The 13,732-nt window shown below is 70.5% G+C and carries 14 protein-coding genes and 1 pseudogene; 6 read left to right on the top strand and 9 right to left on the bottom strand.

Features of this window, described 5'->3' with window-relative positions; genetic code table 11:
• Window positions 1–3 precede the first annotated feature (3 nt).
• The 3 genes from QPK52_RS26460 to QPK52_RS26470 all read right to left on the bottom strand — a co-directional run bounded on the left by QPK52_RS26460 (window position 4) and on the right by QPK52_RS26470 (window position 2,064).
• A complete protein-coding gene (locus tag QPK52_RS26460) occupies window positions 4–582 on the bottom strand; it encodes a TerD family protein (RefSeq protein ID WP_410540034.1) in 579 nt (192 codons plus the stop codon).
• 44 nt (window positions 583–626) lie between these two features.
• On the bottom strand, window positions 627–1,361 hold the full coding sequence (locus QPK52_RS26465) for a hypothetical protein (RefSeq protein ID WP_410540036.1): 735 nt from the start codon (window positions 1,359–1,361) through the stop codon (window positions 627–629).
• Between the two features lie 127 nt (window positions 1,362–1,488).
• Window positions 1,489–2,064: a TerD family protein gene (locus QPK52_RS26470; protein WP_410540037.1), complete on the bottom strand. Its 576-nt coding sequence runs from the start codon at window positions 2,062–2,064 to the stop codon at window positions 1,489–1,491.
• 169 nt (window positions 2,065–2,233) lie between these two features.
• Here QPK52_RS26470 and QPK52_RS26475 point away from each other — a divergent pair, with 169 nt between their 5' ends.
• Entirely contained in the window at window positions 2,234–2,638 is a 405-nt protein-coding gene (locus QPK52_RS26475) for a BlaI/MecI/CopY family transcriptional regulator (RefSeq protein WP_410534828.1), read from the top strand.
• Between the two features lie 381 nt (window positions 2,639–3,019).
• On the opposite strand, the gene QPK52_RS26480 is transcribed toward QPK52_RS26475, so the two are convergent.
• From QPK52_RS26480 to QPK52_RS26495, 4 genes are all read right to left on the bottom strand, one after another.
• Entirely contained in the window at window positions 3,020–3,280 is a 261-nt protein-coding gene (locus QPK52_RS26480; RefSeq protein WP_410540039.1) for a GlsB/YeaQ/YmgE family stress response membrane protein, read from the bottom strand.
• Between the two features lie 79 nt (window positions 3,281–3,359).
• On the bottom strand, window positions 3,360–3,815 hold the full coding sequence (locus tag QPK52_RS26485) for a tellurite resistance TerB family protein (RefSeq protein ID WP_410540040.1): 456 nt from the start codon (window positions 3,813–3,815) through the stop codon (window positions 3,360–3,362).
• Window positions 3,816–3,907: 92 nt separating this feature from the next.
• Window positions 3,908–4,903 carry a sporulation protein gene (locus QPK52_RS26490; protein ID WP_410540041.1) on the bottom strand — a complete coding sequence of 332 codons (996 nt, stop codon included), beginning with the start codon at window positions 4,901–4,903 and terminating at the stop codon, window positions 3,908–3,910.
• 115 nt (window positions 4,904–5,018) lie between these two features.
• Complete coding sequence (locus tag QPK52_RS26495) at window positions 5,019–5,240, bottom strand: hypothetical protein (RefSeq protein ID WP_410534825.1); 222 nt, start codon at window positions 5,238–5,240, stop codon at window positions 5,019–5,021.
• Between the two features lie 1,403 nt (window positions 5,241–6,643).
• Here QPK52_RS26495 and QPK52_RS26500 point away from each other — a divergent pair.
• From QPK52_RS26500 to QPK52_RS26510, 3 genes and pseudogenes are all read left to right on the top strand, one after another.
• Window positions 6,644–6,790: a hypothetical protein gene (locus tag QPK52_RS26500; RefSeq protein ID WP_410540042.1), complete on the top strand. Its 147-nt coding sequence runs from the start codon at window positions 6,644–6,646 to the stop codon at window positions 6,788–6,790.
• A gap of 364 nt (window positions 6,791–7,154) precedes the next feature.
• Window positions 7,155–7,754 (top strand): annotated as a pseudogene (locus tag QPK52_RS26505) (cation transporter); the annotation flags it as partial.
• A 112-nt stretch (window positions 7,755–7,866) separates the two neighbouring features.
• Window positions 7,867–8,445, top strand: coding sequence for a hypothetical protein (locus QPK52_RS26510; RefSeq protein ID WP_410540496.1), 579 nt, complete (start codon window positions 7,867–7,869; stop codon window positions 8,443–8,445).
• 19 nt (window positions 8,446–8,464) lie between these two features.
• Here QPK52_RS26510 and QPK52_RS26515 read toward each other — a convergent pair whose 3' ends face one another.
• The gene (locus QPK52_RS26515) at window positions 8,465–9,733 is read right to left on the bottom strand and encodes an LCP family protein (RefSeq protein ID WP_410540043.1); all 1,269 of its coding nucleotides are present in this window, start codon (window positions 9,731–9,733) and stop codon (window positions 8,465–8,467) included.
• Window positions 9,734–10,273: 540 nt separating this feature from the next.
• Here QPK52_RS26515 and QPK52_RS26520 point away from each other — a divergent pair.
• Together QPK52_RS26520 and QPK52_RS26525 are read left to right on the top strand one after the other, a co-directional pair.
• Complete coding sequence (locus tag QPK52_RS26520) at window positions 10,274–11,620, top strand: hemolysin family protein (protein ID WP_410540044.1); 1,347 nt, start codon at window positions 10,274–10,276, stop codon at window positions 11,618–11,620.
• On the top strand, window positions 11,617–12,630 hold the full coding sequence (locus QPK52_RS26525; protein WP_410540045.1) for a hemolysin family protein: 1,014 nt from the start codon (window positions 11,617–11,619) through the stop codon (window positions 12,628–12,630). Before QPK52_RS26520 ends, QPK52_RS26525 begins: the two co-directional genes overlap by 4 nt.
• 754 nt (window positions 12,631–13,384) lie before the next feature.
• On the opposite strand, the gene QPK52_RS26530 is transcribed toward QPK52_RS26525, so the two are convergent.
• The gene (locus tag QPK52_RS26530) at window positions 13,385–13,597 is read right to left on the bottom strand and encodes a hypothetical protein (protein WP_410540046.1); all 213 of its coding nucleotides are present in this window, start codon (window positions 13,595–13,597) and stop codon (window positions 13,385–13,387) included.
• Window positions 13,598–13,732 lie beyond the last annotated feature (135 nt).

Below are 13,732 nucleotides of genomic sequence, written 5' to 3' on the forward strand. Positions count from 1 at the left end.
CTGCTACAGCAGGGGGGTGATCGAGGGCATCAGATCCTGGAAGGTGCGGCCGTTGGCCGCGGTGCCCAGGGCGGTCATCTGCCAGCCGTCGCCCTGGCGGTGGACCTTGGCCATGATCTGCGCGGTGTACTGGCCGCCCCCGGTGAGGGTGTAGCGCGCCAGTTCCTGGCCGCCTGTCTCGTCCACCAGCCGGCAGAAGGCGTTCTGCACCTCGGCGAAGGTCTGGCCGGTGAAGGAGTTCACGGTGAAGACGATCTGGTCGATGTGGACCGGGACCCGCTGGAGGTCCACCAGGACCGCCTCGTCGTCGCCCCCCTGCCCGGCGCCGCCGACGAGGTTGTCGCCGGTGTGGCGCACGGAGCCGTCGTCGCTCACCAGGTGGCGGAAGAAGACGACGTCCACGGGCTGCTGCCCGGCGAAGAGCACGGCCGAGGCGTCCAGGTCGATCTCCTGGGTGCGCCGGCCGAACAGGCCGCGGCGGGGAGCCGCCTGCCAGCCGAGCCCCATCCGCACCGCGGTCAGGGTGCCCCCGTCGGACTTCTGCAGGCTGATCGCCTGTCCCTTGGACAAGTTGACCGTCACGTGTGTGTCTCCTCTTCTCGATGGGTGTGAGGGGCAAGGATGGGTCATGCGCTCGGTGCGGGGTGGCGCGGGCCGCTGAACCCCGGACTGGTGTGGCCGGGACCGGCAGGACTCGGGTCGGGGTGTGCCGCCGGTGAAGGCTCCGCTGGTTCCGGAACGGGGGCGGGGTGCGGCTGCCGGAGCCGGTCGTGGAGGAAGGGGTGGATGCCGCGTGTCAGGAGGGCTTGCCGCCAGGATTCGCGAAGCCGCCATACTTCGATTTCTCGGTCCCCGGTGGTTTCCGGTGGTGAGGAGCGGTGGCGGGCGGCGGTGAGCAGAAGGCAGGCGACGCCGACCGCCGTCGAGACCAGGGCGACGACCACAGCTGTGCGTCCTGCCCTTATCAGCGCGTCCGCGAGGGCATTCCCGGGGCTGCCGAGGCTTGTGCCGTAGCCGAGAGCGAGGAAGAGGGCGGCCGCGATCGAGGAGAGGACCGGTGTGAGGACGACCACTGCCGCCAGGAAACCGTGTCTGCCGCTCGGGGTTGGGCTCCCGGTGGGCACCTTCCGGGATCCCGTCCCGGCGGCTTCGCACCGTTCGAGGTACGCCTGGTACTCGACGGCGGCTGCCGCCGCGATGGTGTGCCTCTCGGTCATGGCCTGGTCACGCAGATGGCGTGTGGTGACATCCCCCGCGGCCCGGTACACCGCGCGGTGGATGTCCGCGCTGCGCAGGGCCTGGTGCACGAGTTGTTCGAACTCGGCTTCGTCCTCCGGCCGCAGGTGCGTTGGCGGGATCATGGGCGGTTCCTCGGCGGAGTGGCCCGGCGCTGCGGTACGGCTTCCGGGTCGAGGCTGACGGTGCCTCGCGCGGAGCGTGTTCGGCTTGCCGACCGGGCAGGGCCTGCTCCTGGAATCGGGTGCGGCCTCAGACGTTCACTCCGTAGTCCTGTGCGATGCCGCGCAGGCCGGAGGCGTAGCCCTGGCCGACCGCGCGGAACTTCCACTCCGCGCCGTGGCGGTAGAGCTCGCCGAAGACCATGGCGGTTTCGGTGGCGGCGTCCTCGCTCAGGTCGTAGCGGGCGATCTCGGTGCCGCCGGCCTGGTTGACCACGCGGATGTAGGCGTTGCGGACCTGGCCGAAGCTCTGCCCGCGCGCCTCGGCGTCGTGGATGGACACGGGGAAGACGATCCTGTGGACATCGGCGGGCACTCCCGCGAGGTTCACCTTGATGACCTCGTCGTCGCCCTCGCCCTCACCGGTGAGGTTGTCGCCGGTGTGCTCCACCGAGCCGTCGGGGCTGGTGAGGTTGTTGTAGAAGACGAAGTGCCGGTCGGAGGCGACCTTCCCCGAGGAGTCGCACAGCAGGGCGCTGGCGTCCAGGTCGTAGTCGGTGCCGGTGGTGGTGCGCACGTCCCAGCCCAGGCCGACGAGGACCGCACTCAGGCCCGGTGCCTCCTTGCTGAGCGAGACGTTGCCGCCCTTGGAGAGGGACACTCCCACGCTTTCCTCCTGTTTGCCGTGTTGGTTCGCCGGGCTGTCCGCCGACGGCTGCCATCGTGAATCTACAATAGTGTAGAAGAAATGTGAGTGTCGATCGGGTTGCTGTCCACTTACGATGTACGGTCGGCCCGGCCGGGTGACGGGGGCATGGCTGGAAGGAGACGGCAGGGTGGACCAGGAGAAGGCCGGGCGGTCCCGGCGGCCCCGTGCGCGGCGGCGCGGCCAGGGTGAGCTGGAGGTACAGGTGCTGTCGGCGCTGGGCCAGGCGCCGGGGCCGGTGGACACCGCCTGGGTGCGCGAGCGGCTCGGCGGCGATCTGGCGTACACCACTGTGATCACCATCCTGACCCGGTTGCTGGCCAAGGGCGCGGTGGTGCGGGAGAAGTCGGGACGTTCGTTCGTGTGGTCGCCGACGGCGGACGGGGCGGGGCTGGCGGCGCTGCGCATGCGGCGGGTGCTGGACGGGGAGAGTGACCGTCAGGCGGTGCTGGCGAGTTTTGTGACCTCGTTGCCGCCGGGGGACGAGCGGCTGCTGCGGGAGCTGCTGGAGCGGGCCGAAGAGCCGGGGGGATGAGACGGTCGTGGGGGCCTGTGCGCGGGCAGTACGGGTACTCACGGGTGCACGCGGCCGTTCGGTGACGGTGCTGCCCGACGGCGAGCCGTACGCGTACGCGCTGGCTGCGGTCGAGAGCCGGCGGGTGGTGGGCGGAGCGGCACTGATCTCCCGCGCTGCCGGCCGTCCGGCTGCCGCACCGGTCCACTTCGCCGCGGTCGCCCCCGCCGCGGCACCGGCCCGGCCGCGGCGGGGGTGGCCGTCTCGGCGCTGTCGTCGGCGAACTCCGCCGTCACCCTGTTCCTGGTGCTGGAGGCGGCCACCCCGCTGCAGAAGCGTCGCGGGCACCCGGAGCGGCCACTGCATGCCTCGGGTAGTCGCCCGCCCCCAGGAGTAGGTGGGTCAGCGGCCCTTGAGACGCTCGACGGCCGCGACGCCGCCGGCGGCCAGGGCGACCTGGATGGCCAGTTCGATCCAGTCGACGCCGCCGGTCTCCGCCACCCCGAGCCCTGCGGCGATGGCGGTGCCGACCAGGGCCGCGAGGATACCGACCCCGATGGTCAGCAGGACGCCGGTGTGCTGACGGCCCGGCAGGGCCAGTCGCCCCAGGGTGCCGATGACGATACCGATCACGATTGCGCTGATGAGGCCGGAGATCTCCATGCCGTTCCTTCCGTGGTGCGGTTCGCTGTGCGTGTGCCCGCCCCCGGCGGCCGATGTGCGCAGGGCGGCAGCGGGTTGTTTACAGGTCGAACTCGTGGGGCGGCAGATCGAGGGCGTAACAGGCCTCGCGGACCAGGGCCCGCTCGGTGGCGTCGAAGTCGCCGTCGGCGCCCCCGATGACGATGCCGATCTGGATCACCGCACGGGCCTCGGCAGGCTTCTTCCTGGCCTTGGCGACCTCCTGCATCACGCTCACCTTGCCCAGGTCGAAATCGGCGGTCAGCGTGTCCAGATGCGCCTCGAAGCGGCGGTGCAGATCGTCGGCGGGGAAGTTCTTCAGCACCTCGTTGCCGGTGATCAGGTGGGCGACGCGCCGGCGCTCGGCCGGGTCGATCGTGCCGTCGGCCGCCGCGACCAGGGCGCACATCGCCATGGACGCGTCGCGGAACGCGCCGCTTTTGAGGTCGTTCTTCTTCGCCTCCAGCTGGGCCTGCATCGTCTGGGCAGATTCCTTGATGCGATCCCACAAAGCCACGGCAACTCCATACATCGCTCGGGTCCGGGCCGCGCGGATGCGACCCGGACCCAGACTACCTTCTACAATCCTGTAGAAGCGGTGGGCGGGGATCAGCCCTCGTCCTCGTCGGTCTCGTCTTCGAAGGCGTCGCCGATCTCGTCGACGATCTCGGCCGCGACCATTCCGCCGACGACGCCGACCGCGAGTCCGGCCGCGCCCGCGGCGACGGCGGTGCCCATGCCGGGGCCGGAGCGGTGGCTGCCGTGGTGCTCGCCGTGGCCGTGGCCGTAGGGGTCGGCGTGACCGTACCCGCCGTGCGCGGAGTGCGCGGAGTGTGCTGCGTGGTGCTCGAGGAGGTGCCGGACCCAGCCGTCGACCTCGGTGTTCCAGTCGCGGACGTCGTGGTGGCCGACGGTGAAGCGGGTGAGGGCGTCATGCCCCCCGCCGAACAGGCCGCCGCGTTTGTCGGCCTCCAGCACCACCTCCATGCCGCCGGGATGGGCGAGGAAGGTCACCTCGACCTCGGTCGCCGCGTGCGCGTACTGCGGGGCGGGGGTGAGTTCGATCTCCTGGTAGAAGGGCAGGGTCTGGCCGGTGCCGTGGATGCGGCCGTACTCCAGGTCGGCGGATTTGAAGCCGAACCCCAGTTGCCCGAGGGCCTCCAGGATCGCTTCCTGCGCGGGCAGCGGGCCGACGGTCAGCGGATCGAGGTCGCCCTTGTCCTTCGCGCCGGCCACGGCCAGTTCGGTGCGCACTCCCAGGACGACGCCCAGGGGCTGGCCGTACAGCTCGGTGACCGGGGTCTCCCACGGCAGCGTCACGGTGAACGGGACGGTGCGCTCCTCGCCCTGGGCCAGGCGGAAGCCGCCGGCGACGGTGAAGCGGTCGAAGACGATTCCGCCCTCGGACTCGCCCTCGCCGTGTTCGGTCTCGACGCGGGCGATCAGTTCCAGGGTGATGTGCTCGATGTCGAAATCGGTGCTGCCGCCGTTGAGATGGACCTGTCCGGACAGAGGGCCGCCCGGCAGGGCCGGGCCCTGTGCCAGGACCGTGTCCACCGTGGGTCCGCCCACGCCGAGCGAGCCGAGCAGCCGTTTGAACACCATCGCGGCGTTCTCCTTTGCATGTGCCTGTGCGGGTGCCTGTGCGGGTGAAGGCGCGTGGCGCCGCGGCGGGGGCGCGGGGGCTGCGCCGTGCGCGGCGCCACGCGGTCTTCGGTGGTTACTTGGCGGTGGTGTCCAGCGCGGCCAGGGCCTGGGCCCAGCGGGCGTACTTCAACCCGGCCAGGTCGGCCACGGTCTTCACGCCGAACGCCTGGTCCAGCAGCTCGCCGTCGCGGTCGGAGACGCCCTTCAGGGCGGAGACGGGAGCCTGGAGTATCTCCGGCAGGGACTTGTCCGCCCACGCCTTGTCCAGCACCTTGTCCAGGTCGATCGAAGCCACGTACGCCCTCCCAGGCTGACGGTGTGTGAGTGAGGTGCGGCAGGCCCGACCGCTCCGCGGCTTGCAGTGGCCGAGTCTGTGTCCGGTTGCTCGACCGCTCTCCGCGGACGGAGTGCCTCCCGTCCCGCCGTATCTCTCGGGCGAGACGTGTATGCCTGCCGGTGGCCGGGAATATCCGTGGCCACCCCCTCGTCTTATCTACAAGACTGTAGAAGCATAGAAGGTGTGGAACCCCGCTCGGCGCGCATCCGCGCAGCCGGTCGGGGAAAGTCTGAAAACAGTCCTTCGAGGGGGCCCTCACCCCTGCGGGCAGGGGGTTCTGCGCTGTCTTTGTGACGCCGCGGGGAGGCTTTCGGCAGGCGCACCGGCCCCCCAGAGCCCCTTGAGAGACGTAAGAGGTACTCGCCCCGCCTTGGGCGAACCCCCCAGTACCAGCCATGCCACGCTCCTGCCTGGATCGAGTGAGGGGGAGGGGTGACATGGTGGCCGAGATCCCGCCGCCTCCACTCGCCCCGGCGCGTGCGGTCTTCGCTGCAGCCGAGTTCTCCCTGGCCACCGTCGAGCATAGGAGCGGCGCGGCCCCGCCGACACGCTCCCGCAGTGCCTGTGCAGGGAGCGCGCCACGGCCGCGGTCCACCGGCGGGTACGGCGATGCCGCCGAGGCGGACACCGTCGAGGGGCGCCGGTGAGGTCCGCCATGGGCATGACCCTGTGAAAAATCCGACCTGACCTCTCCCCGCCACCGATGACGGCGCGCCCGCTGGGGGCCCGCGATGGCGTCCGCCCCGACAGGCCGGAACGCACCGTCACCCGTTCAGGGCGGCCGCTTCCGTATGCCGGCCGTTGGCCCGTGGGCTATCTGCACCTCACGGAGGAGGCTCTCGGCACCATCGCCGCCACATGCTTCTTCTCCCACTCCACCCGCACGCCGTGACCGGTGTCGGGGCCGGCGTCTCCCCTTCGGCAGTGCCTTGGTCGCGGTGCGCGCCGACAGCACGCACCTGGCCGCTGTTGTCAGCGCAGGGATACCGTCCTCGGTTTCGTCACCGTGGAGATGCCCTGCCCGAACTCGTCGGCCCCACGCCCTGGCGACACACGGGTCAGACGCGCCTGCACAGACCAGGGTCTGCCGCACCCGGCGCGACGCGATGGCGCAGATCGGCCGTAAAGCACAAGCCCCCGAATGTGAGGGGGCTGCAGTGCCGGGTCCAGGGACACGCGCGGCGCTGCGCGGCCGTCTCCGCCGCACAGCTCAACGACCGACCGGCTGACACGGCACACCCGACCATGCGGAAGCCCGTTTGAGGAAGGGCTTCCTGGGCCACTGGAGAGGGCAAGGCGCTCCGTGCCGCCCCGCGCCGCCGACGTCGGCGTATCACGAATGTCTTCACCGAGGAGGCCCGATGAAGTGGCTTGTGTGGTTGCTGTTGTTCGCCGTTGTGCTGGCGGTTCTGGGGCTGGTGGTCAAGGCGCTGAAGTGGATGCTGATCATCGCTGCTGTGGTGTTCGTTGTAGGCCTGGTCACCGGGTGGGTGAAGCAGCGTAGATGACAGACGTGCAGGCACGGGCTTGCAGGAGCGCTATTTACGTAATTGGAGCATCAGGTCTGAAGCCCAGGGTGCTGAGTTAGCGCGACTTTCCCCGCCTCGGTGTTTTTCTGCAGTCACTACGGATTTTCGGCTATCCACTGGTCGCTCCTTTGCGGTGCGTTGGTTCGGTTCTGCCTTCCGGGGCGCGCTCGCCAACGGAGCTGGAGTCGCTTCTCGTGCACCGGCGGCCAGGTTCCGAGTGGCGGACCGGCGGTGCTGCGGTGAAGCCAAAGGGACCGCTCTGGTGTCGCCAAACCACCCCGCCTTTCTACAGCCATGTAGAATATATGTGGTCGGAGTGACCGGTGCCTGCCGGAGAGAAGGCGCCGACGCCTCCTACCGGCGGGTCAACCTCGAACACGCCGCGGCGTCCCTGCGCAACGTGCTGTTCGGCTGCCTGCTCATAGTCCTGCTCGGACTGTCGCTGATGGCCTTCTTCGGCCCTGAGGCCACCCTGCTGGGGCTGCACCCGGCCTCGCTGGTGCTGGCCGCCTTCTACTGGGGCGGGATCCGGCTGATCCGCGACCAGGAGGAGCCGATGTGGCGGGCGGTCCGCACCCGCGAGACCGTCCCGGACACACCCGAGGAGGAGCGCTTCGCCGGGCGGGGTGGCCGCGGTCTGTGGGGGAGTTCCTCGCGGTCGCGGCCCTGGTCGCGCTGAGCGGCTGGGCGGTGGCGCGGGCGGCCGGGAGCCTGCTGGAGGCGACCGGGCTGAACGCGGGCTTCGTCGGAGCGGTCCTGATGGGCGGGGTCAACGCGCTGCCGGAGGCGGTGGCGGCGGTCGCCGCGGTGCGGCGCGGTGACCCTGGCGATAGCGGCCATCGTGGGCGGCAACTGCCTGGACGTGCTCAACCTCGCCATCGGCGACCTCTTCCGCGGCGGCCCCCTCTACTACGCGGCCGACTCCGGCCAGCTCTTCCTCACACGCCGCTCTCGCCAGGATCTGTGCCCTACCCGCACATACACCCCTGAGCGGGCGGCATTGCACGTACGCTGGTTCGCGGGCCGGAGTCAGTCGTCGTTGCGGAGACGGGTGCATGAACCACAGGCGGAAGATCGCTCTCCTGGGAGGCGTGGTCCTGCTGGCCGGCAATGTTCTCCTGATCGAGCGGAGGGACGCTCAGTCCTCCCCCCACACCTTTGGGCATGGCGCGTCGGCCTCCGAGATCCGCCTCGCACCGACTCCTGAGGCTGAGGAGGTGCTGCGGACACTCCGGCAGGCCGGTCTGCCGATCGAGAACGCCCGGCCGTACATCAGGCACGAAGCCGACCCCGACGGACTCCTGGGCCGTGCGAGCGGTTACCGCAGCAAGGTCGTCTTCGAGGATGCACGAGTGGACGGCGGACAGGTGGCCGACAACGATCCCGGCAGCGTGGCCCTGGGCGGTGCCATTGAGGTCTACTCCGACGCCGAGGCGGCACGGAAGCGCGCCGAGCAGTTGAGGAGGGACGCCTACGGCATTCCCTCCCGCACCGAGCGCCACTACCTGGGCGGGAAGGTGCTACTGCGCATCTCCCCCTACTTGGCGGAGGAGCGCGCGGACCGGTACGGCGCGGCGCTCGGCGCGGCCGAGTTGCCTCCGCCCTCCCCGCCATCCGTTCTGCGGCAGGTCTGACCCGGGCGGGAGCCGGCGGTCACCGCAGTCCGTCGTAGCCTGCCCCGATGGTGAGGGTGACCACCCCTGGTGCGGCGTCGCTGTCCTGCTCTGCCCCGGCGCCGGGCAGGCGGGAGGCCAGAACCCGGGCCTGCCGCTCCAATCCGGCCGGATGGGTGACCGAGGTGGCTTCCGCCTCCTGGTCTGCATTGCCGACCGAGACGACAGTGAAACCCGCCGCCCGCAGTTCCTCGGCGACCTCGCCGGCCTGCCCCGGGGTACCGGTGCCGTTGAGGACCCGTACGCGGACCCGGCTGGCGTAGAGGGGATTGGCCGTTTCCGCCTCCAGGTCGGCCTTGTCCACCTCCTCGTCGTCGGCCAGCGCGGTGAACAGCCGGCGGGCCTGCGGGTACTGCCACACCACGTTCGCCTTGTCCGAGGGGACATCGGCTTCGCGCGGATAGTTGGGCACGGTGAGGAACGTCAACCGGTCCCGGGGGATGTCCTGGAAGGTGGAAGCGAGGTCGTACAGAGGTTTGATGCCGGCCAGGTCGCGGTCGGTGGTCAGGGAAGCGGTCGCCGAGTCCAGGAAGTCGTACAGGGCGGCGGGGTTGGTGAGCTTGGCCTTGGCCTTGGCGACCAGAGCCCGCATGAACTCCTGCTGGCGGCCAATGCGGCCGGTGTCGCTGTCGTCGCTGATACCGTAGCGGGCGCGGACGTACCCCAGGGCGTCCTCGTCCTTGACGGTCTGGCAGCCCGCCTCCAGGTCCAGGTGGGCCTTGTCGTCGCGTATCGGTTCCTCCGGGCAGATCTCGATGCCGCCCAGGGCGTTGACCATGCCCTTGAAGCCCTGGAAGTCCACTGACATGAAGTGGTCGATGCGCAGGCCGGTGTTGTGCTCCAAGGTCTTGATGGTGCAGGCGGCGGCCCCTGCGACGTCTCCGGTGCTGCCGCCGATGGCGAACGATTCGTTGATCTTGAACTTGTGGGGGGCGGACTCGGTACCGTCCCCGCGGTCGCATGCGGGTATCTGCACCCAGGAGTCGCGGGGGAAGGACACCACGGTGGCCCATTCGCGGTTCCTGGGCAGGTGGACGACCATCAGGGTGTCCGACTGCATGGTCTCCAGACCCTTGCCGTACTCGCCGTCGGTACCATCTCGGCTGTCGGACCCCACTACGAGGATGTTCATCGAACCGGGGCTGGTGTTGGCCGGCCGGGTGTGGCCCAGGCGGTCGTCGAGGTTGGCGGAGTGGATGTTGTTCTCCAGGCTCCGGTAGGCCCACCACCCGCCTGCGGCGCCCGCCACGGCGAGGACCGCCAGGATGCCGGCGCACCAGGCGACGATTCGGCCCCGCCGGGTCAGCCTCGTCTCTTTCCGGTGCCGCCCGTCTGCGGGCGTCCTGCCTGCTGTCCGCCGAGCAGCGAACCGGCCTTGTTTCTCATCATCCACGTATCGACCCCAACAACTGCCCGGGCCGGCGCCGCGGACTCATCGAACACCCCTGCGCGACGGACGGTATCAACACGCCGTCCCGCACTGACAGACACGGACTGCGGCCGTGGCGGAGCGTACCCGGGGAGACACGCGCCGGACCGCGGGAACTCGACGAGCCGGACGGCAGTTGTCACCGGCACGGGAGACACGAGCCGCGCGCGGCGGGCGATCGGGCCCGGCGGCGGGGCGTGCCCGCCGCCACCTGCACGCCGACCGCGGAACGCGGCCGTATCGTCTTGCGCACAAGCCCACCGAACCAGTCCACCGAATCGAGGAGTCCTTCTTGCCAGCCCCCCAGCAGGGTCAGGTCAGCCATACCCGATCCACTGTCCGCCCAGGGGGTGGTGAGCGGTGACCGCCTGGCTCGGTCTGCTCGCCGTCTTCGTGCTCACCTTCGGCACCGGGTACTTCGTCGCCCAGGAATTCGCTTATGTGGCCGCCGACCGGCTCGCGCTGGAACGGCAGGCCTCCGCCGGCGACAAACGCGCCGCCCGCGCCGTGAAGGTGCTGGGCCGGCTGTCGTTCATGCTCTCCGGGGCCCAACTGGGCATCACCGTCACCGGCCTGGTCGTCGGCTTCCTCGCCGAACCGGCGCTCGCCGAGCTGCTGCGCCCGGTCCTGACGGGCGCCGGGGTGCCGAAGGCCGCCGTGGGCGGCGTGGCGCTGACGGTCGCGTTCGTCCTGGCCACCGCCCTGCAGATGGTCATCGGCGAACTCGCGCCCAAGAACCTGGCCCTGGCCGTCCCCGACCGGCTGGCCAAGACCCTGGCCTCCTCCACCCTGGCCTATCTGAAGGTGACCGGCCCGCTGATCCACGTCTTCGACAGCACCGCGAACAGGCTGCTGCGCCGGGCCGGGATCGAGCCGGTGGAGGAACTCCACCACGGCGCGACGCTGGAGGAGGTTGGCCACCTCATCGAGGCCGCGCACGAGCAGGGCCATCTCCCGCGGCACACGGCCGACCTCGTCGACCACGCCCTGGAGTTCGGCGACCGCAACACCGGCACGGTCATGGTGCCCCGGGTGGAGACCGTCTTTGTTTCGGCGAACGCCCCGGCGACCGAGGTGATCGAGCTGATCGCGGCCCACGGCCACTCCACTTACCCCGTGCTCGGCGACCGTCCCGACGACGTCGTGGGCGTCGTCGGAGTGCGTGAACTCATGAGGCGTGAAGCGGCCTCCATCGCTACGGCGACCGCCGGGGAACTGGCCCGCCCAGCCCTGCTGCTGCCCGAGACCCAGCCCCTGCCGGACGCGGTCGACCGGATGCGCGAGCGGGACGAGGAGTTCGCCGTCGTCCTGGACGAGCACGGCGGCCTCGCCGGGATCATCACCTTCGAGGACATCGCCGAGGAACTGGTCGGCGAGATCGCCGACGAGACCGACCGCCTGACCGAGACGGCGGTGCCCGACGGCGACGGCTGGCGGGTCGACGCCGGCCGCCGACTGGACGAGGTCGCCGAGGCCACCGGCATCCACCTGCCCGAGGCCGAGGACTACGAGACGGTCGCCGGCCTGGTCATCGACCACCTCGGACGTTTCCCCACCGTCGGTGACCACATCACCCTCGCCCTGCCCACGCAGGACGGGCACGCGGCCATCGAGGTGCTCTCCCTGGACCGGCACGTGCCCGAGCGCGTACGGCTGGCCCGCACCACCACCGACACCGACCGCACCGGCCAGGAGGAGAACGCATGAGCCCGTGGACCGCCGCGCTGGCCACCGTCCTGCTGCTCGCCGCCAGCGGATTCTTCGTCGCCGCCGAGTTCGCCCTCGTCGCCGCCAAGCACCACCGCATGGAACGCTACGCGGAGCAGGGCCGCAGAGGAGCGAAGTCGGCGCTCGCCGGGATGCGGGAGCTGTCCCTGATGCTCGCCGGCGCCCAACTGGGCATCACCGTGGCCACCCTCGGCCTGGGCAGCATCTCCAAACCGGCCATCTCCCACCAGGTCGAGCCCCTGCTGGAAGCTGCCGGCCTGCCCGGCGAGCTGTCCTACGCCATCGCCTTCCTCTTCGCCATGGCGATCGTCGTCTTCCTCCACATGGTCATCGGCGAGATGGCCCCCAAGTCCTGGGCGATCGCACACCCGGAGCAGTCCGCGATGCTGCTCGCCCCGGCGTTCCGCGGCATCACGCTGCTGGTACGGCCGCTGCTCTGGATCCTCAACAAGATCAGCAACGGACTGGTCAGGATGTTCCGGGTCACTCCGCGCGAGGGGCTGGCCTCGGTCCACAACCGCGAGCAGCTCACCCACCTCATCACCGAGTCCCAGCGCCTGGGCCTGATCTCCAAGAGCGAGTCCGGCCTGCTGACCCGCTCGCTCACCGCGCCGCAGGAGCCGGTCGGCGCGCTGATGGTCCCCGCCGACCGCGTCATCGCCGTCCCCGCCGACGCGGACGCCGACACCGTCCTGGCCATCGCCTCCCGGCACGACCGCACCCGGCTGCTGGTGCTGGACGGCACCCGGGTCGTCGGCTCGGTCCACGCCCGCGACGTGCTGGTGGCCCGCACCCGCAGCCGCGCGGTCACCGCTCGCGCCCTGGCCCGCCCGGTCCCCGAGCTGGAACCGCACGACACCGTCGCGGACGGCATCGAGTTGCTCCGGCAGCGCCGCGCGACCCTCGCCGTCCTCCGGGACGAGAGGGGAAACCTGTCCGGAATCGTGAGCCTGGACGACCTGATCGCCCGCCTGACCCACGCGGCATGACCGTGCCGGTCGCCTCACGGCCGAAGCCCCGGCCGTGAGGCGACCCCGGCGGCGGCACATCGCCGGGACGGTGCCGGACGGCCGGCTACCCCACGGTGCCGGGCATCCGCCCGCCGCCGTGCTCCGCCTCCCCGGTACTACTCCGCCTGCCGCCGGTCTGCCTGAGCCGGACCGCGGTGATGGCGTGATGGTCGGTGCTGGCCACCTTGACAGTCCAGCCGGCGACCTCGATGCGCTCCCTGGGCCGCTGCGGAACATGCCCCGGCTCCGTGAGGGCGAACCGGGCGACGGTTATATATCGGCCACGTTCAAAACCCGCCCACATGCCTCCTGCCCTCACAACCGAGTTGACCGCTCCGCTCCGCAGGCTTGACCAGTCCTCCGATCAGGCGAGTCGGGTCGTCCTCGCGCCACGTGGCCCGGTCTGAGCGAGCAGATCCAGCGCGGGCACCAGAACCAGCACACGACCCGCTTGGAGTTCCTCCGCACCGCAGGCGGCCACAGGGAGCCTTGCCAACTCCAGCCGCCACGAGCATCTGAGCCCAGCCCCGCTCGGGAAGGAAGGACTTTCTCCATGCCGGTCGTCCGCCCTCGCCACAGGGCAGACTGCACACCCTTCATCCGGTGCCGACTGGCGGAGGGGTCTGGGGCGGCCGCTGTTCCGGCCGTGCCGCGGAGCGGGCGGCCGGTCACGGGTGTGCGGGGTTCCGGCGGGGGACCGTCCGTCCCCGCCGGAACCCACCGGGTTTCTGTGCTATGCGGCGATGCGCCACTCCGCCGCGCGGGGCGGTGCGGCATTCTGTCCGTACCTGGTGCGGCCGGTGACGACGGTCTGCAGGGCGCGGTGGCGTTCCTGCTCCAGCCACAGGTCACGGCCGCCGGCGGAGGGGAAGAGCGCGTTCCATATTCCGACTCCCACCGCGAAGGCAGCGGGGATGGCGAGCGGCCACAGCATGGTGCTGATCACAACCGTATTCCTCCCGACAGGGTCCTTTCTCCTTCCACTCACCCCGTGGACTTTCCGGTCGGCCTGGGCCGCCCGCTGCGGGCGGCCCAGGCCAGACGCGGTGCGCATGCAAAAGGAAATAAAATTGAGTCCAGA

This window comes from Streptomyces sp. KL2 (assembly GCF_046529545.1).
In the GTDB taxonomy this organism is placed as follows: Bacteria; Actinomycetota; Actinomycetes; order Streptomycetales; family Streptomycetaceae; genus Streptomyces; species Streptomyces radiopugnans.

Coding starts and splice junctions, on each gene's coding strand:
- QPK52_RS26465 (WP_410540036.1), bottom strand. CDS start 1,361: ATGATCCCGCCAACGCACCTGCGGCCGGAGGACGAAGCCGAGTTCGAA.
- QPK52_RS26525 (WP_410540045.1), top strand. CDS start 11,617: ATGAGCCCGTGGACCGCCGCGCTGGCCACCGTCCTGCTGCTCGCCGCC.
- QPK52_RS26480 (WP_410540039.1), bottom strand. CDS start 3,280: ATGGAGATCTCCGGCCTCATCAGCGCAATCGTGATCGGTATCGTCATC.
- QPK52_RS26500 (WP_410540042.1), top strand. CDS start 6,644: ATGAAGTGGCTTGTGTGGTTGCTGTTGTTCGCCGTTGTGCTGGCGGTT.
- QPK52_RS26510 (WP_410540496.1), top strand. CDS start 7,867: ATGAACCACAGGCGGAAGATCGCTCTCCTGGGAGGCGTGGTCCTGCTG.
- QPK52_RS26490 (WP_410540041.1), bottom strand. CDS start 4,903: ATGGTGTTCAAACGGCTGCTCGGCTCGCTCGGCGTGGGCGGACCCACG.